This is a genomic window from Pseudomonas alloputida (assembly GCF_021283545.2).
GTDB classification, from domain to species: domain Bacteria; phylum Pseudomonadota; class Gammaproteobacteria; order Pseudomonadales; family Pseudomonadaceae; genus Aquipseudomonas; species Aquipseudomonas alloputida.
Genome location: NZ_CP128540.1, coordinates 3,007,868 through 3,033,482 on the forward strand (window position 1 = coordinate 3,007,868; position 25,615 = coordinate 3,033,482).

At 57.8% G+C, this 25,615-nt stretch carries 25 protein-coding genes; 18 read left to right on the top strand and 7 right to left on the bottom strand.

All coding sequences use genetic code 11. From position 1 onward, the window contains the following. Positions 1-17 precede the first annotated feature (17 nt). Positions 18-1,580: an IS66 family transposase gene (gene tnpC / locus LU682_RS13670; RefSeq protein ID WP_009405712.1), complete on the top strand. Its 1,563-nt coding sequence runs from the start codon at positions 18-20 to the stop codon at positions 1,578-1,580. A 333-nt stretch (positions 1,581-1,913) separates the two neighbouring features. Here the strand turns inward: tnpC and LU682_RS13675 are convergent, their stop codons facing one another. After that, a complete protein-coding gene (locus tag LU682_RS13675; protein ID WP_009405714.1) occupies positions 1,914-2,219 on the bottom strand; it encodes a PadR family transcriptional regulator in 306 nt (101 codons plus the stop codon). A gap of 10 nt (positions 2,220-2,229) precedes the next feature. Then, complete coding sequence (gene chrA / locus LU682_RS13680; RefSeq protein WP_029380191.1) at positions 2,230-3,435, bottom strand: chromate efflux transporter; 1,206 nt, start codon at positions 3,433-3,435, stop codon at positions 2,230-2,232. A gap of 80 nt (positions 3,436-3,515) precedes the next feature. Here chrA and LU682_RS13685 point away from each other — a divergent pair, with 80 nt between their 5' ends. Further along, entirely contained in the window at positions 3,516-3,881 is a 366-nt protein-coding gene (locus tag LU682_RS13685; protein WP_013970866.1) for a hypothetical protein, read from the top strand. Further along, positions 3,881-4,081 (top strand): hypothetical protein, encoded by a 201-nt coding sequence (locus LU682_RS13690; protein ID WP_016711371.1) that lies wholly within the window; start codon positions 3,881-3,883, stop codon positions 4,079-4,081. The genes LU682_RS13685 and LU682_RS13690 overlap by 1 nt, the downstream gene beginning before the upstream one ends. A gap of 429 nt (positions 4,082-4,510) precedes the next feature. Here the strand turns inward: LU682_RS13690 and LU682_RS13695 are convergent, their stop codons facing one another. Further along, the gene (locus tag LU682_RS13695) at positions 4,511-5,668 is read right to left on the bottom strand and encodes an alpha/beta hydrolase family protein (RefSeq protein WP_181098004.1); all 1,158 of its coding nucleotides are present in this window, start codon (positions 5,666-5,668) and stop codon (positions 4,511-4,513) included. Positions 5,669-5,841: 173 nt separating this feature from the next. Further along, positions 5,842-6,795, bottom strand: coding sequence for a LysR family transcriptional regulator (locus tag LU682_RS13700; RefSeq protein ID WP_181098003.1), 954 nt, complete (start codon positions 6,793-6,795; stop codon positions 5,842-5,844). Positions 6,796-7,065: 270 nt separating this feature from the next. On the opposite strand from LU682_RS13700, the gene LU682_RS13705 reads away from it, so the two are divergent. From LU682_RS13705 to LU682_RS13760, 12 genes are all read left to right on the top strand, one after another. Then, a complete protein-coding gene (locus tag LU682_RS13705) occupies positions 7,066-8,007 on the top strand; it encodes a VOC family protein (RefSeq protein ID WP_181098031.1) in 942 nt (313 codons plus the stop codon). Between the two features lie 3 nt (positions 8,008-8,010). Then, entirely contained in the window at positions 8,011-8,397 is a 387-nt protein-coding gene (locus tag LU682_RS13710; protein WP_181098002.1) for a Rieske (2Fe-2S) protein, read from the top strand. Between the two features lie 107 nt (positions 8,398-8,504). Continuing rightward, positions 8,505-9,626 carry an FAD-dependent oxidoreductase gene (locus LU682_RS13715; RefSeq protein ID WP_181098001.1) on the top strand — a complete coding sequence of 374 codons (1,122 nt, stop codon included), beginning with the start codon at positions 8,505-8,507 and terminating at the stop codon, positions 9,624-9,626. Between the two features lie 84 nt (positions 9,627-9,710). Next, a complete protein-coding gene (locus LU682_RS13720) occupies positions 9,711-11,393 on the top strand; it encodes a DUF1302 domain-containing protein (protein ID WP_181098000.1) in 1,683 nt (560 codons plus the stop codon). Positions 11,394-11,407: 14 nt separating this feature from the next. Further along, positions 11,408-12,775 carry a DUF1329 domain-containing protein gene (locus LU682_RS13725; protein ID WP_182369130.1) on the top strand — a complete coding sequence of 456 codons (1,368 nt, stop codon included), beginning with the start codon at positions 11,408-11,410 and terminating at the stop codon, positions 12,773-12,775. A gap of 57 nt (positions 12,776-12,832) precedes the next feature. Continuing rightward, positions 12,833-13,891, top strand: coding sequence for a WD40/YVTN/BNR-like repeat-containing protein (locus LU682_RS13730; RefSeq protein ID WP_181097999.1), 1,059 nt, complete (start codon positions 12,833-12,835; stop codon positions 13,889-13,891). 3 nt (positions 13,892-13,894) lie between these two features. Next, complete coding sequence (locus LU682_RS13735) at positions 13,895-16,354, top strand: efflux RND transporter permease subunit (RefSeq protein WP_181097998.1); 2,460 nt, start codon at positions 13,895-13,897, stop codon at positions 16,352-16,354. Between the two features lie 100 nt (positions 16,355-16,454). Next, positions 16,455-17,228, top strand: coding sequence for an SDR family NAD(P)-dependent oxidoreductase (locus LU682_RS13740; protein WP_181097997.1), 774 nt, complete (start codon positions 16,455-16,457; stop codon positions 17,226-17,228). 10 nt (positions 17,229-17,238) lie between these two features. Further along, on the top strand, positions 17,239-17,811 hold the full coding sequence (locus tag LU682_RS13745; RefSeq protein ID WP_181097996.1) for a cupin domain-containing protein: 573 nt from the start codon (positions 17,239-17,241) through the stop codon (positions 17,809-17,811). After that, positions 17,808-18,800 carry a fumarylacetoacetate hydrolase family protein gene (locus LU682_RS13750; RefSeq protein ID WP_181097995.1) on the top strand — a complete coding sequence of 331 codons (993 nt, stop codon included), beginning with the start codon at positions 17,808-17,810 and terminating at the stop codon, positions 18,798-18,800. Before LU682_RS13745 ends, LU682_RS13750 begins: the two co-directional genes overlap by 4 nt. Beyond that, positions 18,791-19,789: an NAD-dependent epimerase/dehydratase family protein gene (locus tag LU682_RS13755; protein WP_181097994.1), complete on the top strand. Its 999-nt coding sequence runs from the start codon at positions 18,791-18,793 to the stop codon at positions 19,787-19,789. The genes LU682_RS13750 and LU682_RS13755 overlap by 10 nt, the downstream gene beginning before the upstream one ends. After that, positions 19,776-20,570 carry a cyclase family protein gene (locus LU682_RS13760; RefSeq protein WP_181126922.1) on the top strand — a complete coding sequence of 265 codons (795 nt, stop codon included), beginning with the start codon at positions 19,776-19,778 and terminating at the stop codon, positions 20,568-20,570. Before LU682_RS13755 ends, LU682_RS13760 begins: the two co-directional genes overlap by 14 nt. Positions 20,571-20,967: 397 nt before the next feature. Here the strand turns inward: LU682_RS13760 and LU682_RS13765 are convergent, their stop codons facing one another. Continuing rightward, positions 20,968-21,399, bottom strand: coding sequence for a GFA family protein (locus tag LU682_RS13765; RefSeq protein WP_181097992.1), 432 nt, complete (start codon positions 21,397-21,399; stop codon positions 20,968-20,970). 105 nt (positions 21,400-21,504) lie between these two features. Between LU682_RS13765 and LU682_RS13770 the strand changes: the two genes are divergently transcribed. Continuing rightward, positions 21,505-22,398 carry a LysR family transcriptional regulator gene (locus tag LU682_RS13770; protein WP_181126924.1) on the top strand — a complete coding sequence of 298 codons (894 nt, stop codon included), beginning with the start codon at positions 21,505-21,507 and terminating at the stop codon, positions 22,396-22,398. A gap of 192 nt (positions 22,399-22,590) precedes the next feature. On the opposite strand, the gene LU682_RS13775 is transcribed toward LU682_RS13770, so the two are convergent. After that, a complete protein-coding gene (locus LU682_RS13775) occupies positions 22,591-23,586 on the bottom strand; it encodes a DNA-binding protein (RefSeq protein WP_181097990.1) in 996 nt (331 codons plus the stop codon). A 179-nt stretch (positions 23,587-23,765) separates the two neighbouring features. On the opposite strand from LU682_RS13775, the gene LU682_RS13780 reads away from it, so the two are divergent. Continuing rightward, positions 23,766-24,713: a site-specific integrase gene (locus LU682_RS13780; protein WP_181097989.1), complete on the top strand. Its 948-nt coding sequence runs from the start codon at positions 23,766-23,768 to the stop codon at positions 24,711-24,713. Here the strand turns inward: LU682_RS13780 and LU682_RS13785 are convergent. Then, the gene (locus LU682_RS13785; RefSeq protein ID WP_181097988.1) at positions 24,710-24,937 is read right to left on the bottom strand and encodes a hypothetical protein; all 228 of its coding nucleotides are present in this window, start codon (positions 24,935-24,937) and stop codon (positions 24,710-24,712) included. The genes LU682_RS13780 and LU682_RS13785 overlap by 4 nt on opposite strands. A gap of 248 nt (positions 24,938-25,185) precedes the next feature. On the opposite strand from LU682_RS13785, the gene LU682_RS13790 reads away from it, so the two are divergent. Next, complete coding sequence (locus LU682_RS13790; protein ID WP_181097987.1) at positions 25,186-25,602, top strand: helix-turn-helix domain-containing protein; 417 nt, start codon at positions 25,186-25,188, stop codon at positions 25,600-25,602. Positions 25,603-25,615 lie beyond the last annotated feature (13 nt).

Genomic DNA, 25,615 nt, shown 5'->3' on the forward strand with positions numbered 1-25,615 from the left:
TTGGTAAAATCCACGGCATGACTTCCTCGCCCAATCTCGCCCAAATGACACCCGAACAACTGCGCGCACTCGCTGCGCAGTTGCTGTCGAAGGTCGACACCATGGCGCGAAAAATCCATCGTGACGAGACGATCATCGAGCAGCTCTCTCACGAGATTGCCATCCTCAAGCGCCACAAGTTCGCCAAGCGCAGCGAGCAGATCAGCCCAGCGCAAGGCAGCTTGCTGGATGACTTGCTCAACACCGACCTTGAGGCTATCGAGGCAGAACTGAACGCGCTTCGTCCCGCCCCAACGTCGGACGAACCCCGCCAAAAGCCCAAGCGCGCGCCGCTACCGCCGCAGTTCCCACGTACCGTCATTCGTCACGAGCCAGAGAACACCCAGTGTGTCTGCGGGTGCCAGCTTCAGCGCATCGGCGAAGACGTTAGCGAGAAGCTGGATTACACACCTGGCGTGTTTACCGTTGAGCAGCATGTACGTGGAAAGTGGGCCTGCCGCCAGTGCGAAACACTGATCCAAGCACCGGTGCCGGCCCAGGTGATCGACAAGGGCATCCCGACCGCAGGCCTACTGGCGCATGTGATGGTAGCCAAATTCGCTGACCATCTGCCGCTGTACCGGCAAGAAAAGATCTTTGGCCGTGCAGGCCTGGCGATCCCGCGTTCAACGCTGGCTCAATGGGTGGGCCAAACTGGCGTACAGCTACAACCGCTGGTGGATGCACTGCGCGAAGCGGTGCTGGCTCAGCGAGTCGTGCATGCCGATGAAACTCCGGTGCAGATGCTGGCTCCCGGAGAGAAGAAAACGCATCGAGCTTATGTCTGGGCTTATTGCACGACGCCTTACTCGGCCCTCAAGGCGGTGGTCTACGACTTCAGCCCCAGCCGCGCCGGCGAACATGCGCGCAACTTCCTGGGCACCTGGAACGGCAAGCTGGTCTGTGATGACTTCGCGGGTTACAAGGCCAGCTTCGACCTGGATATCACCGAAATCGGCTGCATGGCGCATGCCCGCCGTAAGTTCTTCGACCTGCATGCAGCGAACAAAAGCCAGTTGGCCGAACAAGCGCTGCACTCAATCGGCGGGCTGTACGAAGTCGAACGGCAGGCCAAAGACATGTGCGATGAAGAACGATGGCGATTACGCCAAGAAATAGCGGCGCCCATTGCACAGAAGTTACATGAATGGATGCTGGCTCAGCGCGACCTCGTGCCCGAGGGGTCGGCCACGGCCAAGGCTCTGGATTACAGCTTGAAACGCTGGGTAGCGCTGATGCGCTACCTGGATGATGGTGCCGTACCCATCGACAACAACCCGGTGGAGAACACGATCAGACCATGGGCGCTTGGGCGCTCCAATTGGTTGTTCGCCGGGTCTCTGCGCAGTGGCAAACGAGCGGCAGCGATCATGAGTTTGATCCAGTCGGCACGCATGAACGGGCATGATCCGTACGCATATCTCAAGGATGTACTGACGCGATTGCCGACGCAGAAAGCTAGTGAGATCGAACATCTACTGCCGCATCAGTGGATGCTGCGTAATTGCATGGACTTGACCACCCGTTTGCACTCGACTTGACCAGTTGTTTGCATCGAATTTGAACCGCGCACGGGTACGCCCTGACCGGCAGAAATCGACCGACTCTGTTGAAAAAGTCGGTTCGCCCAAACAGCCCGGTCATTGACTGGTTAAAACGCCTTTTTTGCACACTGCTACGTGAAATCTGAGTCCGGAAGCCTCTGCCGAAAGTAAAGATTTCAATCTCGGACGCATACTTTTCTGCTGCGGAAACCATGGTCGACTTTTTCAACAGAATCGGCCAAAAGCGGACGTAGCTAATAGACCACTGCTTTCGGTCAGTGCGCGGTCATGAAAGCAAGTAGCTGGCCGCAGGCACTCCGGATAAGGCCATCAGCGCCCTTCGATTAACTCTCCGAACAACTCCCTGACCTTGACTTTGGCATCCGCCAACGCGACTCGGCCTTCATCGGTAATCTCGTACATGCGTCGCTCACGGCGCCCGGTACGCTCATGGTGCGAGCGCAGATAACCTTTCTTTTCCAGACCGTGCAGCATCGGATACAGCGTGCCCGCGCTAAGCTCGTAGCCGTGGTGTCGCAACTCTTCGATGATGGCCAGCCCGAAGATGGGAGCCTCGGCGGCGTGGTGCAGGATGTGCAGGCGGATCAACCCGCCGTAGAGGTCTTTGTCGGTCATTCGCCGCCTCTCACAGGGCAATGCTCAACAGCCCGCCTAGGATACCGCTGCCCAGCACGACCAGCCACGGCGGCAGCTTCCAGAACATCAACGCCACCAGTGCCACAAGGGCCAGGCCGAAGTCTTGCGGGCCATGAATCGCACTCGTCCACACGGGCTGGTAGAGAGCAGCCAGCAGCAGGCCGACCACGGCCGCATTGATGCCGAGCAGTGCAGCCTGCGTGCGCAGGTTACGGCGCAGGTGTTCCCAGAACGGCAGGGCACCCACCACCAGCAGGAAAGACGGCGCAAAGATCGCCAGAAGGCAGATCAGGCCGCCAAGCCAGCCAGTTGGTGCTTGGTTCATCGAGGCGCCGAGAAAGGCTGCAAAGGTGAACAGAGGCCCCGGCACGGCCTGCGCCGCACCATAGCCCGCGAGGAATGCATCATTGTCGACCCAGCCTGTTGGTACGACCTCAGCTTGCAACAGCGGCAGCACGACATGCCCGCCACCGAATACCAGCGAGCCGGCGCGGTAGAAGGCATCCACCATCGCCAATGTCTGATTCGGGAACACAGCTGCTAGCAACGGCAGCCCCAGCAGAAGAGCAAAGAACAGCGCCAGCCAGAACAGGCCAACGCGACGCCGCACGCTGATCGGCAGTGGATCATGGGCCTCTCCCTGTTGCGGTTTGAACAGCAGCAGGCCGACGATGGCTGCAAGGATGATGACACTCACTTGCCCCCAGGCAGAGGGTATGAGCAGCACGAAGCAGGTCGCCGCCGCCATGATGGAAATACGCGGTGCATCGGGACACAGATTGCGCGCCATGCCCCAGACCGCCTGGGCGACCACTGCCACGGCCACCACCTTCAAACCGTGCAGCACGCCAGCAGGCATGGCATCACCATAACTGGCGATGCCGAGTGCGAAGAGGATCAGGGCAATTGCGGAGGGCAAGGTGAAGCCCAGCCACGCGGCCAGCGCGCCGCGATAGCCAGAGCGCGACAGACCGAGCGCGATACCGACCTGGCTGCTGGCCGGCCCTGGCAGAAACTGGCAAAGGGCGACAAGATCCGCATAGCTGCGCTCGCTCAACCATTGTCGACGCACCACGAACTCATCGCGGAAATAGCCCAGGTGTGCGATTGGGCCGCCGAAGGAGGTGAGCCCCAAGCAGAGGAAGATCAAAAAAACAGCCCAAGGGCTACGGTCAGTCTTGGTGATCTCAGTCATGGTCATTACTTGATCTGTGACAGGGTTGGATGAAATTATCGATGTACGATAGCGTAAATCGATAATTGAGGTCGACCATCATGGAACTCATTCTGATCGGCTTTGCGGCACTGCTGGCTTCAGGGCTGACGTTGCTCTCTGGCTTCGGTCAAGGGACAGCGCTGATGCCAGTATTTGCCCTTTTCTTCCCCTTGCAGCTCGCTATTGCGGCCACCGCCGTGGTGCACTTCGCCAACAATCTTTTTAAGCTCGGGCTGATGGCCCAGCAGACTGATTGGTCGGTTGTGGTGAAGTTCAGCTTGCCGGCTGCCTTCACGGCAACCCTGGGCGCAGGCTCACTGGCGTTCTTCGACCAACTGCCGCGCGTCGGCCCATCTGGACACCATGGTCTTTCAGCATCCGGAACGACGCGGAAAGAACTCCTTGGAAGCTACGCACCAGACTGATGTGCGAACTTCTGGCCGGCGATGTGGGGGTAGATGTTATGCACGCGATGCGGCCGCAGTTCGCACTGCAGATCGACATAGGGCAGATCGCCGCCGATTTGGTGAAAGAGTTCAACAAGACGCCAGCACTCAAAACCTGGGGCTGGATGTGCATCATTGATGGCACGCCGCAGATGATGCCGCCCACATCGTTTTTGTAGCTATTCAGTTACGCCGTGCTTTGAGTGGTCAGATCCAATGCAATTGGCTGGTCAAATCCGATGCCAACAGGTGGTCAAGTGCAATGCAAACGCTTGGTCAAGAGAGGTGCAATTTCCCAGGATGCCTGGCTGATCTACGCAAGGCGTATTCCCCGTACGCTTACCCTCTTGCGCCAGGTCAGCGCGCTGCTCAAGGGGGAGCCTGCGCAACTGTTCTTGCCCTGCGGTCATGGTTGTTGGTGAGTTAGGACAAGGCGCCGTGAGCAGCTCTGTATTTGGGCGGTGGCGCCGGCAGTCAGTACTTCTTCGGAGTCCTTCCGCGCCAGCTCGTCTATGAGTTTCCTACACCTACTCAGGGCTTCAAACGGTTTATTAGAAAGCCAAAGAAGGGTGGCCGTAGCCACCCCACCCTTCAAGCCAGCAAATGCCTCAGGAGGTGCGGCCACCGAGCGTCTCGGCGACCCAATCCGCAATGTACTGGCCCGCGTTGATGCTGTTGTCGAAGCTGGAGTGCTGCACCCCACCCTCACGATCGGTGAAGATCTTCAGCTCGCGCTTAGGGCTGTTGATCAGTTGTTCGTAGGTGCGATGAGCCCACTTCAGCGGAATCTGAGAGTCCTTCTCGCCATGGGTGACCAGGAACGGCACTTTGATGCGATCCAGGATCCCGTCGAGGTGAACCTTCTCGGAGATTGGCATGAAGTCCTCGATATCCTTGGCGCCCCATACCCAGCAAACATGTGCCCAGTAATGAGGAACGGGCAGGCTGCCTTCTTTCTCTAGGCGACGCTTCTGAACATCACGCCAATCGTGGTTTGCACCCCAGACTACGCCGCACGCGAATCGAGGTTCAAATGCCACCGCTCTTGGGCAGTAGTAGCCTCCCAGCGAGACACCTTCCATGCCGATGCGCTTGGAGTCGACTTCAGGATGGGTTTCCAGCCAATCGACCACCCGGCTCGCCCAGTGCTCACTGTCGAAGCGGGCGGTGAGGTCATGCAGGCGGAGGGCCTCACCAGTGCCAGGTTGGTCAATGAGCAGCGAAGACACGCCCCGCTTGGCGAGCCAGGCCGGCAAGCCCACGCGGTACTTCATTTCCTTGGTCGAGTCCAAGCCGTTGACCTGCAGCAGAACCGGGGCCGGGCCGTTCACGCCTTCAGCGCGCACGAAGAGCCCGGAGAGGACTTTCCCCTCGTATGGAATCTCTACACGCTCGCAGTTTTCTTTGGATAGGGAAATACCACGTGCGAAGGTGCTCACGAACTGCTTGTAGAGAGCCTCGCGCCCTGGAGCTCCGTGTGCTTGCAGGCGCTCGCAGGTCAGGTAGTAGGTGGCAGCCCGGTTGTACTTCTCGCCCGCCGACAGCAAGCGGCCTGCAGCCTCATCTTCTTCAGCCAGGCCGCAGAGCTTGTCTGCCATTTTTGACCAGGTTTCACGAAATGCTGCGGTGCCGGCTGCGTCTGGCTGCTTCGCAGCCTCTTGCAACGGCGCACACATTTCCTCGATCTCACCCATGCGAGCGCCCATCTCGATGGCGAGGTCGACAGACAGGTTCCAAACGTAATTGGTGGGGAAGTAGCGGAACATTTCTTATTTTCCTTTTCAGTCGGAAGGTGAACCCGGGGCTGGGAAGTACACCAGGCACGATCAGAGAAGGACGTTATTGAGCAGGCTCCGTTTTGGCCAATCGCGAGTGGGGATGCAAGGTATCGCGAAACGCGATGCCTGCATTGAAAACCACGCCGTTTCCGGTTTGTTAGTCAGTGCGCAGCTTCAGGAACTGCGGCCGGCTCGGGCGCTGAAGCTTGATCCAGTGCCAGGATTGACGCTCGGACTGCCTCTCTCAGCCAACGATGCATGGGATCACTGTCCATGCTGCGATGCCACTGCATGATCTCCTTCATCACCGGGAGCTCCACCGGTGGCGGGAGAATACGCAACGGCAGATATTGCGAATAAAGCTCCGCCAACCTGCGATGCATCGTGGCAATGCGATGAGTGCCGACCAGCAACTGAGGTAGCGTGTTGAAGTCGTTCGTGATCACCTCAAGCCGGCGTTTGAAACCGTACTGGTTCACGAACCACTCTTCGATGCTCAACTGGCGAGTGCGGCCGAAACCGACAGATACGTGGCCCATTTCCATGTATTTTTCCAAGGTCAGGGTCTCGCCTACCAGCGGGTTTTGGTTCCAGACGACGCACACGTGCTCCTCTTCAAACAGCAGCTGCGAGGGATGCCCGTCGATGCAGTACCGCTCTGGAACAAACATGAGGTCGATCTCGCCGCGACTGGCCATCTCCACCGACTGCTCCCCTGGCGCGTACATCTCGAAGGTGATCCCTGGGGCTTCCTGATGAATGCGTTGAATCACCCGCGAGAAGAGAACACTAATCAGGTAATCCGACATGACCAAACGGAAGTGTCGCTTGCTGGTAGAGGGATCAAAAACAGGTTTCGCAGTGATAGAGGAGCTGATGGTCAGCAGTACTTCACGGACGGGGATTGCCAGCTCAAGCGCATAGGCGGTCGGCTGCATGGTGCGGCCTACCTGCACAAGCAAGTCATCCCCGAAGTATTTTCTAAGCCTACCCAGTACGCCGCTTGTGGCGGACTGGGTCATGTGAAGGCGTTCGGCAGCACGGGTAATGTTTTGCTCGTCCAGGAGCACGTCCAGGGCCACGAGCAGATTCAAATCCAAGTGGTGGAATCGCATTGCGATGCATCCTTGTGATTGTAGTTATTTTTGAAATACCTTCGTCCGCCATAATCGATACGTCAAGAGGCCGTTTGTTACACCACCGCCCCACTCCCGGATTTCCTTGCTTTGCGACCATGTATCGAGTTCGCAGATGGTAGGCATCCCAAGTTGCGATTAGTCAGTTCAAAAACCTGACCGCACTCTCAATCGCGTCATGCGGCATGCCTACCGCAGAGACCACCACCGGCCCAGCTGCCGGATCATAATTTCAACGGAGTGGTTTCCATGAAGATCCTTGGACTTGATGCCTTGGTTTTTGGCGTCGACGATTTACAAGCTTGCGCTGATTGCCTACGTGATTACGGACTGAAGCCAGTTCACCTGGACGCCGAAGGTGGCCGTTTCGAGGCCCTGGACGGAACCGCCATCATCATCCGTCAGCCCGATGACTCATCCCTCCCTCCTGCGATGGGCCCGGCTCCTTCCCTCAGGGAGACGGTCTATGGCGTAGAAAGCACTGCCGATCTGGCCGCGATCGAAGATGAGCTGAGCCGAGATCGCGAGGTGCATCGGGATGCTGCTGGCGCCCTTCACACTGTCGATGACCTTGGCTTTGCCATCGCTTTCCAGGTTACCTGCCGCCGTCCGTTCAGCGCGCCTGCCGACCTCACCAATGCGCCTGGCAGTGAACCGCAACGCCCGATGAACCAGCTGGGCATCACTCCCGACATGGTCGCCCTGCCCCGGTCACTTTCCCACGTGGTGTACTTCGTTCCCGATGTGGCTAAAGGTGAAGCGTTCTACCGAGATCGCCTGGGCTTCGTGACCACTGACAGCTTCATCGGCGTTGGCCCCTTCATGCGCACGAACGGCATGGATGACCACCACTGCCTGTTCATGATCCAGACGCCGCCTCACATGCAAGGCTGTGAACACTTCACCTTCCACATGGGCAGCGGCACAGAAGTGCTCCTGGCTGGTTATCGCCTGCAGCAGAAAGGCTGGACAAGCTTCTGGGGCCCGGGCCGCCACCTCTTCGGCTCCAACTGGTTCTGGTACTTCAACAGCCCTCTGGGCTGCCATATCGAATACGACGCCGATATGGACAAGCACGATGACGCCTGGGCTGCCCGCCATGCTCCGATGTCCGCTGATAACTCTCAGCTCTTCCTCTTTAGCTCCCGCGACAAATGGGCACCAGGTGGGCCACCTCCGAAGCAGGAGTGAGCCATGGATCGTAGCGTGGTGCTTTGCCCGCTCCAGCAACTGCAAGAAGGCACCGCCCTGGGTTTCGATCCGTTCGAGTCTGGGCGCGCGACTGTGTTTGCTCTGAAGCATCAGGGAGAGGTGCGCATCTATCGCAACAGCTGCCCTCACCTGGATGTGCCTTTGGAGTACCGAAAGGATCGGTTTCTTTCAGCCAATGGGGAGCGGGTCATCTGTTACGCGCATGGAGCGCAGTTCATGCCGGACACAGGGCTTTGCGTTTACGGCCCATGCCTGGGGAAGTTTTTAACAGCGCTTGAGTTCAAGTGTGAGGACGAGCTGGTTCGCCTTTCGATCGACAGCCTTGGTCAGCCTATCGAGGTATCGCGCAGCGCGATAGGTCGCATCTGAGGACTCGATTAGTCAAATCGGTCGTCTCTGGGGAAACTCAGCCTAACCACGAAAAAGGCCGCCTCTGTAAAGGCTGAGCCAAACAAGAACAACACGTGAGTACTTTCATGAATATCGAAAAAGTCCTGATCGTTGGTGGTGGTATCGGTGGCCTGTGCGCAGCTATTGCGCTGCGCCGTAAAGGGATCGCGGTCGACCTGGTCGAGATCAAAACCGAATGGACTGTCTACGGTGTCGGCATCATTCAGCAAAGCAACGTGGTACGCGAGATGGCCAAGCTGGGATTGCTTGATGCCTACCTTGACGCCGCGTATGCATTCGAAGATGTCGGAATCTACAACACCGACGGCGTGCCCCTGGTTCGCATTCCAGGCCAGCGCCTCGCCGGGCCTCAATACCCAGCCAACGTTGGAATCTCGCGTCGCGCGCTACACAAGGTGCTGAGCGAAACCGCCATCGAGCTTGGTACCCAAGTACGCCTGGGCCTGTCGATTGAAAGTTACGAACAGAACGCAAACAGCATCGACGTGGTCATGACCGACGGCACCAAGGGTAGCTACTCGCTGGTTGTGGGTGCTGATGGCCTCTACTCCAAAGTACGAACTCTGGTTTTCGGTGACAAATACCGTCCGAAGTTCACGGGCCAAGCTGTTTGGCGTTACAACTTCCCTCGGTCTCCAGAGATCGATCACCTGGCCAACTACCAGGGCCCCTTCGGCAACGCGGGTCTTGTCCCACTGGCAGATGACCTGATGTACCTGTTCACCACCTCCCATGAGCCAGGCAATCCTTGGATGGACGAGAACCATCTTGCCCAAGAGCTGCGTAAGCGCCTGGAAGGCTTTGGTGGGCTGATCGAACAACTGCGTGAACAGATCACCGACAACACCCAGGTCGTCTACAAGCCGCTCGAAGCCGTCTTCGTTGATGAGCAGTGGTTCGCCGGCCGCATCCTGCTGATTGGTGATGCCGCGCATGCCACCACTCCTCACCTCGGCCAAGGTGCCGGCATGGCGATCGAAGACGCCATCGTCCTCAGCGAGGAGCTGACCTCCGGTGGCACGCTGGCGGAACAGTTGGATCGATTCATGGCTCGCCGTTTTGAGCGCTGCAAATACATCAGCGAGCGATCGTTGTTTGCCGGCGAAAAAGAGATTCAAAAAGACCGCGACTTCGACCGCATTGCTTTGGTGAAGCAGATGCTTGAGGTCACAGCGCAACCGGTATGAATTCTGGGGTGCATCAGGTCGCAACCTGATGCACCTGACTCAAAGCCAACACTGACAAACAAGAACAATAATGAGGTGACTTAAATGCTGTCTTGCAATCGCTCGCCCCAGAAAAAATTACCGCCCCTCAAGCCGCTCGCACTGGCCACATCTTTCCTCGCAATTACGGCTGGTCTTCCTGATGTACATGCGTTTGAAATTGAAACTGGCAACCCCGATCTTCGGGTGCGTTGGGACAATACCCTGAAATACAGTGCAGCCTGGCGTACCAAGAGTCAGAGCGACAAGCTGACTGAAGGTCAAACCGCGTTGAACCAGGATGACGGTGATCGCAACTTCAACAAAGGCCTGATCTCCAATCGCCTTGATCTCCTGTCTGAGATGGATATCACCTACCAAAATTTCGGCGCACGTGTGAGTGGCGCTGCTTGGTATGACGATGTCTACAACCAGGGCAATGACAATAACGACCCCACGCGCTCGAACAGCTATTCAGTAAGGTATGACGCTTTCACCGACGACACCCGTACTCTGCACGGGCGTAAAGGTGAGCTGCTCGATGCATTCATCTTCGGCAAAACTGAAATAGGCGACATGCCAGTAACTGGGCGTGTCGGTCAGTACGCCATGCAATGGGGCGAGAGCCTCTTCTACGGCATGAACGGTATCGCCGGCGGCATGGCGCCAATTGACGTTGTGAAGGGTCTTTCGGTACCGAACACCCAATTCAAAGAGCTGATCCGTCCTGTTCAGCAGATATCCGGGCAGCTCCAGCTGACGCCAGATGTGTCCATTGGCGCTTACTACCAATTCGAGTGGGAAGCGAACCGCCTGCCTGGCGCAGGAAGCTATTTCTCCAGCTCCGACAACTTTGGCGACGGCAATGAGCGCATGTTCATTGGCGCGCCCCTGTTCCCTGGTGCTCAGCCACTGGCCTTCTACCATGGGAACGACAAGGAGGCTAAGGACTCCGGGCAAGGCGGTATTCAGCTTCGCTGGAGAACCGAGTCGGTGGACTGGGGCCTTTATGCCATTCGATTCCACGACAAGAGTCCGCAACTGAACGTTCGCCCAGACTTCGCCAACCTCAACCCGCAGTCAGGCAAAGCGGGTGAGTACTACTGGGTTTATCCAGAGGGTATTGAAGCCTTCGGTGCGAGCTTCTCCACGACCCTTGGCAACTACAACATTGCTGGTGAGCTTTCCACTCGCTGGAATCAGCCGTTGGCCTCCACCAGTCAGCGCACGCTGGCAGTTGGCGAAGCGATCAACAACGACTCCGACCCGCTGTATGCAACTGGGCGGACGCTGCACGCCAACATCTCGTGGCTGTCGAGCATGGAGCCTAACTTCATTTCTCAAGAGGCGACGTTCCTCGGTGAAATCGCCTGGAACAGGGTCATGAGCGTCACCAAAAACAAGGACGCATTTGACCCGAATGCCGATCGCGATGCGACAAGCCTGCGCGTGGTGTACGAGCCCATGTATCGCCAATTCCTGTCAGGCCTGGATGTCTCTGTGCCTGTTGGCTTCAGCTACACCAATGGCGCCTCCGGGGCCTTGGGTACCGGCTTTGGCGCTGACCATGGTGGCGATATCAACATCGGCATCAAGGGCAACTACCTGAACACCTGGAACCTGGGTTTGACGTACACCCATTACTACGGCCCAGAAAACACTTTCCTGGACGAAAACAACCACTACACCTTTGAACAGCCGCTAAAAGACCGCGATTTCATCGCCTTTACTGTCAGTCGCACCTTCTGACCGAGGATGTCTCGATGAACCACAATAAAAAGTTTCTTGCTGCTCTTACTGCCTTGAGTGCTGCGCTGCTCTTCTCCCATGCGTCGATGGCTGCGGTTTCGGCTGACCAAGCGGCCACACTGAAATCGACACTGACGCCCCTTGGGGGAGAACGCGCGGGCAATGCGGATGGCAGCATCCCTGCTTGGACTGGCGGTCTCACCAAAGTCGATGCTGCCTACAAGGACGGCGGTAAGCGAGGCGATCCGTATGCCGGCGATCAGCCTGTGTTGACCATTACTGCCCAGAATATGGCTCAGTACGCAGACAAGTTGACCCCAGGCATCCAGGCGATGCTGAAAAAGTACCCAGACTCCTACAAGGTTGTCGTCTACCCAACGCACCGCAGTGCTGCAGCACCGCAATCGGTCTACGACGCGACCTTCGCTAACGCGACTAGTGGCAAGCTGGTGGATGGTGCTTCCGGGCCAATGCCTCAGGGTGCGGCAGGCGGCATTCCATTCCCAATTCCTCAGAACGGTGCAGAGGCTATCTGGAACCATCTGCTGCGTTGGCGCGGAGCCTCCTGGCACTCCAGCTTCACGCAGTATCTGACCACTGCCGATGGGAAGCACGTGCTGACCAACGATTCGCGAGCTGATCTGCAGATGCCTTGGTACCTGCCAGGTTTCAGTCCGGAGAAAGGTGTTTTCTGGTCGATTCGCATGACCAACGATGGCCCTCCACTGCGCGCCGGTGAAGCCATCACTGGCCTTGAAAACCTGAATGCCGATAACTCCGCCGCCTGGACTTACCTGCCTGGCCAACGACGCGTTCGCCGCCTGCCTAATGCCTGCTGCGACACCCCTACCCCAGCCACTGCTGGCGTCATGAGCTTTGACGAGGTGTACGTCTTCAACGGCCGAATTGACCGTTTCGACTGGAAGCTCGTCGGCAAGAAAGAGATGTACATCCCGTACAACTCGAACCGGGTGTTCACCGCATCGTCCCCAGAGGCCCTGCTCGATGCGCACCACATGAAAGCTGATGCCGTGCGTTGGGAGCTCCACCGCGTCTGGGTAGTTGAAGCGACCTTGAAAAGCGGCGCGCGCCACGTCATGCCGAAGAGCACCTACTACCTCGATGAAGATACCTGGACTGCTGTCCTGGGTGATCGATACGACGCTCGTGGTCAACTCGCAAAGGTGGTGTGGACTTCCCCGGTTGTCCTGCCTGACCTCCCAGGCGTCACCTCGTTGACCAACGGCTTCTACGACCTGCTCTCCGGATCCTGGTTCGTGGGCGACGTTTACGCAGGCAAGAACGAGCAGTACCGCATCGTGCCGCCATACAAGGACTCGGTTTTCACCGCTGACGCAATGGCGGGCGAAGGAGTTCGTTGATGCTGGCGGGGCGCTTGCCCCGCCTGCTTCTTATAAGAACAAGAAAGGTTTTACGAGATGAAAAAGATAGTCTCAGGAATGCTCTTGCTTGCAAGCTGCTCACTCACGATGGTCGCGCCAGCCGGGGCCAATGATGGACTCTCCCAAGCCTCAGTGCTCGGGCCTCAAGCATTGCATGCAGTGCTACTGGACATCGATCACGCCGGCGCTCGTTTGGTTGCCGTGGGCGAGCGCGGCGTTGTACTGCTGTCTGATGATAACGGCCTGAGCTGGCGGCAAGCTCCAAGTCCTGTGAGCACTACGCTGACCAGCGTGCAGTTCGTGGACTCTTCCAATGGTTGGGCCGTTGGTCACTCCGGCGTTGTGCTGCATAGCGCGGACGCTGGGGCGAGCTGGCAAGTACAGCTGGACGGCACGCAGGCTGCAGCGATCGAGCTCCAGGCCGCTGAGCATTCTGGAGACGCCAAGCGCCTTGCCTCCGCTCAGCGTTTGTCGGCGGATGGCGCTGACAAGCCCCTTCTGGCGATCAACTTCAGCGATGCCCACAACGGGATCGTTGTCGGCGCTTACGGGCTTGCGTTGCTTACCCGTGACGGAGGGAAAACCTGGCAGTCCAAGATGGGGGATCTCCCGAATCCTCGTGGATTGCATTACTACGCGATGGCTCGCCACCACGACGAGATTCTGATCGCTGGAGAGCAGGGCCTTCTGCTCCGCTCTACGGATGGCGGCGCCAGCTTCAGTGCACTCCAAGGCTCCTACGATGGGAGCTACTTCGCAGCCGCGATTCTGCCCAGCGGACGACTTCTCGTCGGAGGCCTGCGAGGCAAGCTTTTCTCTTCTGACGATGACGGGGCCACTTTCAACGCGATCGATACCCCTGCTCCGGCATCTCTTAACGCCATTCGCGTTGAGGGTGAGCAGCTGCTCCTGACCAATCAGACCGGCATGGTTCTGAAAGGCGGCCTCAAGGATTTGAAGCTTGAACCCATCGCTGTATCTGAAGGACTTCCGCTCAGTGCTGTGACAGCCACGCCCGACGGCAACCTGGTTGCTGTGGGTGTAGCCGGAGCACAACGTGTTGCGCCTTCTTCCCTCTCCAAAATCGCGGATTAAGCCATGCATGTACCAACCTCCTCCGCTCCCCCTTCGGGCAATCTCGAAGACTTCAATAGTGCCTCAGGTTCCCTGCTGGAGCGCGCGCTGTTCAACAATCGTGCTTTGGTACTGTTGCTCTGCATTGCCGCTACTCTGCTCCTGGGCTGGCAGGCCACGCGCCTGACGCTGAACGCCAGCTTCGAGAAGATGATCCCGCGCGAGCATCCGTTCATCGTCAATTACCTGGAGCACCGCGACGAACTCAAGGGCCTGGGTAATGCCGTGCGCATCGCAGTTGCCAATCCCCAGGGCAGCATCTACGACAAGACATACCTCAAAGTCCTTGAGCAGATCAGTGATGAGGTCTACCTGCTCCCGGGTGTCGACCGCGCTGCCATGAAGTCCTTGTGGACACCGTCTACGCGCTGGACGGGGGTAACAGAGGAAGGTCTCGAAGGTGGGCCAGTTATCCCTGATGGCTACGATGGTGAGCCCAAGAGCTTGGAGGCGCTGAAACGAAACGTTGAACGCTCGAACGAAATTGGCCAGTTGGTTGCCTTCGATCAGCGATCCAGCATTGTCTATGTTCCGCTGCTGGCGCAGACGCCGGATGGTCAGCCACTGGACTACACCAGCTTTGCTCATGAGCTTGAGCAGCTGCGTGCCAAATACCAGTCTCAGGGTGTTGAGATTCACATCACGGGCTTTGCAAAGGTCGTGGGTGATTTGATCGATGGTTTGAAGCAGATCCTGGTGTTCTTCGGCGTGGCCATCCTGATCACCGCTGCAGTGCTCTATTGGTACACCCGCTGCGTGCGCAGCACCTTTCTGGTGGTCATGTGTTCGCTGGTTGCCGTGGTATGGCAGTTGGGTCTGCTTCCGATGCTGGGGTACGAGCTCGACCCCTACTCGGTGTTGGTACCGTTTCTTGTATTCGCCATCGGTATGAGCCATGGCGCGCAGAAAATGAACGGCATCATGCAAGACATCGGGCGCGGGATGCACCGCCTGGTGGCTGCACGCTTCACGTTCCGTCGGCTGTTCCTGGCTGGCCTGACCGCCCTGCTGTGCGACGCCGTAGGTTTCGCGGTTCTGATGATCATCAAGATTCAAGTGATCCAAGACTTGGCAGTGATTGCGAGCCTTGGTGTCGCGGTACTCATCTTCACCAACCTGATCTTGTTGCCCATTGTTCTTTCTTACATCGGCGTAAGCCCTAAAGCTGCTCGGCGTAGCTTGCGTGCAGAAGAGGCTGAGGCGTCTGGCGCGGACAAGCATGCGGTATGGCGCTTCCTTGATCTGTTCACCCGCAAACGTTGGGCAACAGCCTGCGTCATCGTTGCTGCTGCAATGGCCGTCGCAGGCTACGCGATCAGCCTGCAGTTGAAGGTCGGCGATCTTGATGCTGGGGCACCTGAGCTGCGACCTGACTCTCGATACAACCAGGACAACCTCTTCATCACCCAACACTACGGTGCGAGCAGTGACCTCTTTGCGGTCATGATCAAGACTCCACCGGGGCAATGTTCGGCATTCAGCACCCTCAAGAAAGTCGACGATTTGGATTGGCAATTGCGCGGGCTTGAAGGCGTAGATTCGACAAACTCGTTGGCGCTGCTCAATCGGCGTGTGCTGGTTGGCCTCTCGGAAGGCAACCCGAAATGGTACGAGCTGGTGAACAACCAAGCGACCTTGAACATGGTCACTGCGGGCGCTCCTCGCGGCTTGTACAACGATGATTGCAGCCTCCTGACAGTCTTTGCCTACCTCAAAGACCACAAGGCTGACACCCTCACCGACGTGGTTTCGAATGTGGAGCGCTTCTCCCTGGCCAACTCCTCGGAGGACGCGACATTCCTGATGGCTGCTGGGAGTGCAGGGATCGAAGCGGCGACCAACATCGTTGTGAAGAAGGCCAACCATGACATGCTCTGGTGGGTGTACGGCGCGGTCACTTTGCTGTGCCTGGTGACATTCCGCTCCTGGAGGGCCGTGGTTTGCGCAGTTCTTCCGCTTGTACTCACCTCCATTCTTTGTGAGGCCTTGATGGTGGCACTGGGGATCGGGGTCAAGGTCTCCACCCTCCCCGTCATCGCCCTGGGCGTCGGCATCGGTGTCGATTACGCACTGTATGTGATGAGCATCGTCCTGGCGCAACTGCGTCAAGGCGCCAGCTTGTCCCGAGCCTACTACCAAGCACTGCTCTTCACAGGGAAGGTCGTGATGCTGACGGGGGTGACCCTGGCAATCGGTGTGGGTACCTGGATCTTCTCTCCGATCAAGTTCCAGGCCGACATGGGTGTGCTGCTTGCCTTCATGTTCATCTGGAACATGGTCGGCGCCCTCATCCTCCTCCCTGCCCTGGCCTATTTCCTACTGCCTCAGCGTTCGCCTGAAAAATCAGCGGTTGCTGTTCCTGAGCAGAAGCACACTCAAACCCCACCTTGCAGTGAAGTGCACAAGGCAGTGCCGTGGGCGTAGCGACTTTGAAAGGCTCGGTGGGCTGTCAGTTGCAGGCGACGCTATGTGTGCGGCCTAGGACTGACGCCCATCGCTCAGATTATTCAGGCACAGGTGCTGTATGAACGAACTCTTTTCTCTTAGTGCCAAAACGGCGCTTATCACCGGTGCTACACGAGGAATAGGCCTTGCGATCGCCTATGCCCTTGGGCGAGCGGGCGCCAAGTTAATTGTGAGCAGTGAAAGTCACAGCGAAACGTCTAGCGTCGCCCAGACATTGAATGATGCGGGGATTGATGCCATTGGGATTGCTGCTGATTTGAGCAAGCAAGACGAGGTGCATGCATTGGCTGCTCAGGCCATCAAGCATTACGGGCGCATCGACGTCCTGGTGTGCAATGCCGGCGTAGCGCCGCACTTAGGGGCGATGAGCTCGGCGAGCGATGCAGACTGGGAATTGACCCTCAACGTGAACCTGCGAAGTGCTATCTGGCTCACCAATGGATTACTGCCCGCCATGGCTGAGCATGGCGGTGGCAGCGTCATTCTCATGTCAAGCATTGCCGGCGTGCGCGGGAACAAAGCGCTCGGTCTGTATGGCCTTTCCAAAGCGGCCCTCTCGCAGCTCGCCCGCAACCTGGCGGTCGAATGGGGGCCGCAAAACATTCGGGTGAATTCGATCAGCCCCGGTGTGATTCAAACCGAATTCGCTCGCCCCCTGACCGATAACGCCGAAGTTATGCAGCGCCGTCTCGCACTGACGCCGCTTCGCCGTGTTGGACGCCCGGAGGAAGTAGCTGCTGTTGCCTTGCTGCTGGCCTCGCCGGGCGGCGCATTCATCAGTGGTCAGAACATTATTGTCGATGGTGGCACAACCATCGGTGACGGAAACTAAAGGAGATCCTATGCAAACCCTTCCTACTTTCAAGCGTGTGGTAACCGGTCACAATGGTGAAGGCCTTGCGGTGGTCGCCAGCAGCGCGCCAACGCCGAACAACTTCCCGCTTAAAGCAGTGCCAGGCACCGTCTTCTACGAAGTCTGGAACAGCGCGACGACCCCTGCGCCGCTGGACAACGCAGATGACCCGACCTCTCAGCCACTTCAACTGAGCCCTGGCCCGCTGGGCAGCGTTATCCGCGTCGTGGACATTCCGCCAGATAGCGTACAGAACCAGGTCAGTGCCGAAGATGCTGCCGCTGCATTTGCAGAAATTGGTGAGTCTCACGCCGGCACCGGGAAAGCGGACTCGAAGCACAAGCTGATGCACCGCACCGAGACGCTCGATTACGGCATCGTCACTGAGGGCGAGGTATGGCTGGTGCTGGATGAAGAGGAAGTGCACCTCAAGCGAGGTGACATCGTTGTCCAGCGCGGCACCAATCACGCCTGGAGCAACCGTACTGAACAGATGTCGCGGATGGTCTTCATCCTGCTTGACGGACGTTACGCACCTGAACTGCAGGAGCTGCTGGGATGAAGCTCGCTACGCTCAACGACGATACCCGGGACGGGACGCTGATTGTAGTTTCCCGAGATCTGCAGCATGCAGTTATCGCAGGGCAGGCAGCGCCCACAATGCAGGCGGCACTGGAGAATTGGGCGAATGTTGAAGCGCACCTGGCGTCCCTGTACCACCAGCTGAATTCTGGTGACGCTGCCGACGCGTTCGTGCTCACGTTTGATCAACTGATGGCTCCCCTGCCCAGGGCATGGCAGTGGTTAGATGGTTCGTGCTTCCTGACCCACGGCAAGTTGATGCAGAAAGCATTTAACCTGGAGCCGATCGAGAACGCCGACACCATTCCGTTGATCTACCAGGGTGCGGGTGACGACTTCCTGGGCCCGAATGAAGACGTTGCGCTTCCCTCTGAAGCGGACGGCATCGATTTCGAGGGTGAGTTTGCGGTGCTGCTGGACGATGTTCCCATGGGATGCCCTGCAGACGAGGCGTTGCGCCATGTCCGCTTAGTGCTTCAGTTGAACGACGTCAGCTTGCGTGCCCTCGGCCCACGCGAAATGAAAACAGGTTTTGGTTTTCTCCAGGCCAAACCCTCCAGCAGCTTCGCGCCTGTAGCCGTGACTCCAGACGAACTGGGTGATGCTTGGGGAGATGGTCGGGTGCATCTGCCTCTGAACGTGGAGTGGAATGGTGAATGGTTCGGACACCCGCACGGGGGTGAAATGCACTTCGGCTTCCACCAGCTGATTGCTCATGCTGCGCGCACCCGCCGTCTGAGCGCTGGCACCCTTGTAGGGTCAGGTACTGTCTCCAACAACGATCGCTCCGTAGGGTCAGCGTGTATCGCTGAGCGTCGAGCGATTGAAACCATTGCTAACGGTGCACCCATCACTCCGTTTATGCGCTTCGGAGATCGTGTCCGAATGGAGGCGAAGGGCGCCGACGGTAGCGCACTCTTCGGGCCGATCGACCAGCGAATTGTGCAAGGAGGTGCGCCATGCGTGTAATGATCAGCGGAGCTAATGGCTTCGTCGGTCGCGAGCTCGTCGAGCGCTTGCTGCAGCAAGGCCAACTGCGCGGACAAAAGATCGAAGCCATTCTTGCCGTAGACCAGACTACCGATGGCCTTCCTGACGATAGCCGTCTTCGCCGGCATGAAGGGAGCATCACCAATCCTGCGCTTCTGCGGCGAGTACTAGCGGATGGCATCGATGTTGTTTTCCACCTGGTCAGCATTCCAGGCGGTGCAGCAGAGGCCAACTACGATCTCGGCTACCAGGTCAATCTGCAAGCCAGCCTGGAATTGCTCCAGCAACTCCGAAACCGCCAGCGCCCTCCTGTCCTGGTCTATGCGAGCAGCGTTGCGGTCTATGGAGGGGATTTACCGGCTCGTATGGATGAGTCTCAACCTGCGCATCCGCAACTGTCCTATGCGGCACACAAGCGGATGGTCGAAATCGGCATCGAAGATCTGGTGCGCCGGGGTGAGCTGGACGGACGCGTTGTCCGCCTGCCTGGGATCGTGGCCCGCCCGCAGGAGCCGAACGGGTTGAAGTCCGCCTTCATGAGCGACTTGCTGCATGCCTATGCGGCTGGCGAAGCCTATGAGTGCCCGGTTTCACCTAAAGCAACCTGCTGGTGGATGTCGGCAAGCTGCTGTGTGGACAACCTTATCCGTGCTGCAGAATTGAGCGAGTCTCAGGGGAATCGAATCTGGCAACTGCCAGTTCTGCAGCTCTCCATAAGTGAAATCCTTGAGGCTCTTGCATCGCGATTCGGCGCTGAGAACAGTAAAAACATCCGGTTCAATCCAGACCCCCAGCTTGAGGCGCTGTTCGGGAGCCTGCCTCCTCTGCGCGCCACACGCGCCCGCGAATTCGGCTTTCGGAATGATCGCTCGGCTGCCCAGCTGATTCGGAACGCACTCGGCAAGTACCCACCCTTCACTCGCCCCAAGAGCACGGAAGTAGGGATTACTACTCATGAACTTGGCTAAATTTCGCATGCTCGACCTCTCGGTCAGCCTGGACAACAACCCCTATACGGATCCTCCACCCCTACTGCCCAAGATTGACTACATGGATCATCAGCAGGGGTGGCCAGAGGTGGCCGCGATGTTCCCAGGGCTTCGCAAGGAAGATTTGCCTGGAAACGAGTCGTGGGCAGCAGAACGGCTAAGTATCACCACGCACAGCGGTACGCACATGGATGCGCCTTGGCACTATGCCTCGACAACGGATGGTGGAAAGCCCGCCTACGGGATCGATGAGCTGCTTCTGGAGTGGTGCTTGAAGCCAGGCGTCAAATTGGACTTTCGCCACTTGCCAGACGGGTATGTCGTGAGCGTTGCCGATGTAGAGGCTGAATTGAGGCGCATCGATCACGAGATTCAGCCACTGGAAATCGTAGTGATCAATACCCGCGCCGGAAGCCTTTTTGGGCAGCCTGGCTATCTCGATGCGGGTGTTGGGATGGGGCGCAATGCCACTCTATACCTCCTTGAAAAAGGGGTTCGGGTCGTTGGTACGGACGCATGGAGTTGGGATGCGCCCTTCAAGTTTACCCGCGAGCGCTTCGCACAGACTGGGGATGCATCAATTGTCTGGGAGGGCCACAAAGCCGGTCGTGACATAGGCTACGGTCAAATGGAAAAGCTGGCGAACCTGGAGCAACTCCCTTCATCTGGGTTCTGGATCTCATGCTTCCCCTACAAAATCAGGCATGCGTCCGCAGGCTTCGTCCGAGCTGTAGCGTTGCTGGATGACGATCGCTCCTGACGCCACCACCGGTGTGGTCTGATGCTCGTCTAGGCATTGGGCCACTTATCACGAAACGAAGACCGCTCCCTTTAGGACGCATTGCACTACAGCCTCTGGATGGCAAGGGCGTTCAAATGCGCCGGTCGCCGAATGTCCTCATCGGGTAGTTCTAGCAAGCCCCCCGCAGCCTGAGCTCTATGCGCCCCGCAGAAAACAGCGACTTGAACTGCATCTGCGTCACGCACCGTGTCCAAATTCAATCGGATGGGTAAGCAAGCTGGATTCGGAGGCAGCGATGGGTGAACACACCATTTAAAATCCAGGGTTAAGGGCGATGGTGCCCGCCTACTTTTTAGCGGGCGCGATCACCTGTACCGCGAGGATTTCCAACCGCAACGATCAGGGGCAAGCACTTTTACCCTAGCGCGGCAGCAAATGCTTCGGGCGTCGGGCTCTCCTCCCATTGCGCGGTAGTCTTCGGCAGCGCCAGCCATGGCTGCTTGCGCCGTGTCCAGATATGCGCAATCGGCTCGAAACGTTCAGAGCCTTCCAGGATGCCGGCCCGTACCACACGCATGCCGGGCGCTGCCGTAGTCTCGTTGAATAGCCGGGTATGGCATTTACCGCAGGCATGTTGGGTGGACGTCTGACCTTGGTGTTCATGCTTAAAGATCGCCGTTTCACCAAACACCTGAACAATTGAAGCTGCGCTCAGCATGTGCAGGCCAAAAGCACTGCCGCTCCAGCGTTGGCAGTTCAAGCAGTGGCAGGCATACAGCGGCGGCAATTGCTGCGCCGCGATCTCAATGGTGACTTGCCCACATCGGCACTGACCGGTGATTCTCATGCGTTAGTTCCTTACAATGACGCCCGGAAAAATGTGGGTGAATGATCGCTTTTTCACGGGCTCGGGCAGAAGAGCAAATTAGGAGCAACTGTTGGCAAAGAATGTATGAGCGGCATTGAATGGGAAAGCCAGCGTGTGTTTCTTGCCGTGTTGCGCTCTGGCAGCCTAAGCGGCGCGGCGAAGTTGCTGGGTATCGCCCAGGCCACCGCGCGCCGGCGCCTTGACCATCTTGAGCACGCTCTCGGTGTGAGTCTGTTCGCCCGCACACCTCAAGGGCTGACACCCACTGCCGGAGCGCAGCGCCTGATCGAACATGTGGAGGCCATGGATCTGGCCGCGCAAACCTTCAACCGCATGGCCAGCTCTGAAGCGTCGATGGATCACGGTACAGTCCGGCTGACCTGCGGCGAGTTGCTTGGCGTTGAGGTACTGCCTGACCTGCTGCGCCCTTTCCATTACGAACGCGCCGGGCTCAAACTTGAGTTGAGCATAAGCGACGCGCTTGAAGACATCGCCAGGCTGCAATCGGATATTGCGGTGCGGCTGATGCGGCCCAATGAAGCTGATATCACGGTGCGGCGTGTCGGCAGCTTGCGGGTTGGCATCCATGCCAGTGCCGGGTGCCTGGAGCGCTATGGTAATCCAGCCTCTCTAATGTCGCTGCGCCAGCGGCCCCTGATCGGGCCGGACAGACGCTCAGCGGATTTGCGTCGGCTTGTCGACGCCGGTCTGTGCGATGCCGACCAGCATTTCGCCATCGCCTCTGATCATCACCTCGCTCAGCTGGCCGCTCTGAAAGCGGGCTTAGGCTTCGGACTCTGCCCGACGCAAATAGCAAAATCGCACGACCTCATACATGTGCTGCCGCACGATTTTGGCTTTGAGGTAGACGTGTGGGTCGCAATGCACAACGACCTGCGCAAAGTTAACAGGATCGTTCAGGTGTTCGAGGCACTAGGGGAGCAGTTGCGTCGGTATCTTCGCTTGGCCGATCGGTAAGAGACGTTTGCTTCCGATCATCAGAGGCGCACGCAGCAGTCGCCCTTCGAGCAGTCAGTGACCTGACAATATCGGCTTGTAAACGTATTTTTTCACTTGTAAACCTCGGTGGTTAACAAGTGAAAAATTAGGTTTACAGGCCTTCTGCGATGCCTGTTTGGCCGATTTGGCGCGGAGCAAGTCCTTCGTTTTTCACCCTTGCTTATCGCCGTCATCAGGTTCAGTGCCTTGAACAACCGTCAGAGCTTTCCTGGCGTCTGTCAGTTGCTGGCTGAGCTCAGCCGAAGTCGCTCTGAGCTGTGCGACTTCGGCGCTCGCAATCTCTGTCGCATTCCTGGCGATCACCAACTGCTCCTGGAGCATATCTTTCGCTCCCTCTGCCCGCGCTGCAGCCATGTTTGCCAAGCCCAGATCCCCTTCCAAGCGCTTCAGTGTGTCCTGGTTCTGATGCGCGAGCTTGCTCTGCTGGCGCGCTTCACCCAGCAGGCGTTCGTTGTCACGGTTTAGTCTGGTCAGTTCGTCCTGTCGCACCATGAGGGTCTGCTGAAGCTGCAACAGTTCATGCTGCAGTTGCTGGAGCTGAGTCTCGTGGCGATGCTGGTCTTGCTCACGTTGCTCCTTGATCGCGTTGCGGTAGTGCTCCAAAGCATCACGAGCATGAGCGTGCTTTTCTTCCAGGGAGCGAACCTGCTCGTCTTTCTCCTGTACCCGCAATTCAAGATCAGTGCAGCTTTGGCTGATGCGCGCGTTCCGGGTGAGTTCTGATTGCAGTGACGATTGCGTGGTGCTCAGTTCCTCAGCCTGGCTCGCCAACGCGATGTCTCGGCTCGCCACCTCTCGCTGAGCCTGCTTCAGCTCTTCCTCAAGCCCCTCGATCTGCCTGTACAGCGCCGCCTGGCTCTGTTCGTGCGAACTGCGCTCCTGCGCCAGGGCAGCATTCCCCTCCTCCAATAACCGCTTCAATAGCTGATCTACGATCCCAATGAGCTCATCACTCAAGCGGTTCGGGTCAGATTGAGGGCGGGTATCGGTAGCCTCCAGCTCTTGGAGATACCGGGAAATCGTTGTTTTAGAGCCGGTATTACCCAGCTCAACACGCACAGCATCGATGCTCGGATTAACGCCACGGGCGAGCAGCGCCGCACGCGCTTTCTGTACCAATGCCTTGTTGATGCCGCCGCGCGCCATGGTCTCTCCTACGATTTCGTACTGGGTTACATGTCATGTATCTACGTGACATCTTACTCAATTTACATCTTGAAAAATGTAGGATTTACAAGAATAAATAATAGGGGATTATTTGTTCTTATAGCCCGGAATCGGCGAGAATCGTCTCCAGACCCGGTACAAATGGCAGGAAATGGCAGATGGACAAGGCGCAGCGATACCTGACGGCAGGCAAGCGCGAAAACACGCGCAAAAGCTATCGGGCTGCGATTGAGCACTTTGAAGTGGCATGGGGAGGATTCCTGCCTGCTACAGCTGAGGGAATCGTTCGCTATCTCGCGGAATATGCGGAATCGCTGGCGCTGAGCACGCTGCGTCAGCGCCTGGCAGCGCTTGCCCAATGGCATGTCACCCAGGGCTTCCCCGATCCAACCAAGGCCCCCCAGGTACGGCAGATGCTCAAGGGCATCCGCGTCGTGCACCCGGCCAAACAGAAGCAGGCTGCGCCGCTTCAGTTGCGTCACCTTGAGAAGGCCGTCTATTGGCTGAATAGCAAAGCAGGAGAAGCGATCGAGTCGGGAGACTATCGGGCGCTGATGAGGTACCGCCGCGATGCCGCCCTACTACTCATCGGTTTTTGGCGTGGCTTTCGGAGTGATGAACTGGCCCGTCTTCAGATCGAGGATACCCAGGCCGAGGCCGGCATTGGCATCACTTTTTACCTCCCCTACACCAAAGCGGATCGCGCCCATCAAGGCACGACGTTCCACACCCCTGCCCTTAAAAAGCTTTGTCCGGTTGATGCATACATCAATTGGATCACGGTGGCCGGCATTTCCAAGGGCCCGATCTTTCGTAAGCTTGATCGATGGGGGAACCTGTCAGAAAAAGGGCTCAAGTCGAGCAGCCTGATTCCGCTGCTCAGGCGCATCCTGGAAGAAGCCGACATACCTGCGCAGGCATACAGCAGCCACTCGATGCGCCGTGGCTTTGCAACCTGGGCATCGGCAAATGGCTGGGACATTAAAGGCCTTATGAGCTATGTCGGCTGGAAGGATATGAAATCTGCGCTGAGGTACGTCGACGCGAGCAGCTCCTTTGGCGGCCTGGCCGCTTACAACGCAGGAGAGATCGATCATGATCGCTAAGCGAGAGGCTGGAGCTTCATTTTGCTGATTTCTGCCTCTGCCGCCCTCAACTCAGACGTAACACCTGACCACATCAGCACCAGGGTCGATATTTTTTCGCGACTCGCCTGCAGCTCATCCCCCAGCTCCGCGAGCTCGGACTCAAGCAGGTCACAACGCTGCTCAAGCAGCTCCTCACGAGTGAAAAAAGGTTCGAGCAGATCGTCATCACTTGGTTTGCGCATGCGCCATAGGCCTTCATCGTGACAAGAGTACAAATGTTCTCCGCGAAGGATAAATTCGAATACTGTATATTTCAACAGTGCTACGCTAGCCACTGGTCGAGGTCGACGCATGTGGCCCCGCATCGGTACGGATCCGCTCCCGGGCGCACCAGTGGCAATCAATCTCCGTTAAGGGGTGGGGCGTCATCTCGGCGAGGAAGAAGGTGAAAAATCATGTGCAATGATCGTTTGGATGCGAGGAAAATCCCATGCCCCTGAAATCGTCATTTGCCACCGTACTGCGGGCATTACGCAGCAAGCGAAACATCACGCAACGTGGATTCGCCGACACGACGAGCAGGACATACCTGTCAAAGCTAGAAAGCGGTAAGTCCAGTATCACCTTGGACAAGTTGGAGCAATTGAGCGACAGACTTGAGCTCTCGCCTTTGGCTCTGCTTACCCTCACAGTGAGCGAAGACACTGGCGTACCGACAACCACGCTGATATCAAAGCTGAGCGATGAAATCCGCGCACTGACGAGTGATGGTGGATTGCCAGAGCTCAGTGCATTGAGCCCTCCTCCAGAATCCATAGGTCATACAGTCGTCGCGCGCCGGAGGCCTGGACGGCCTGGCCATCCTGTGAACGCGATTGGATCAGGGCAGGCTGAGCTGCCCTTCTAAGAATATTGCAGGC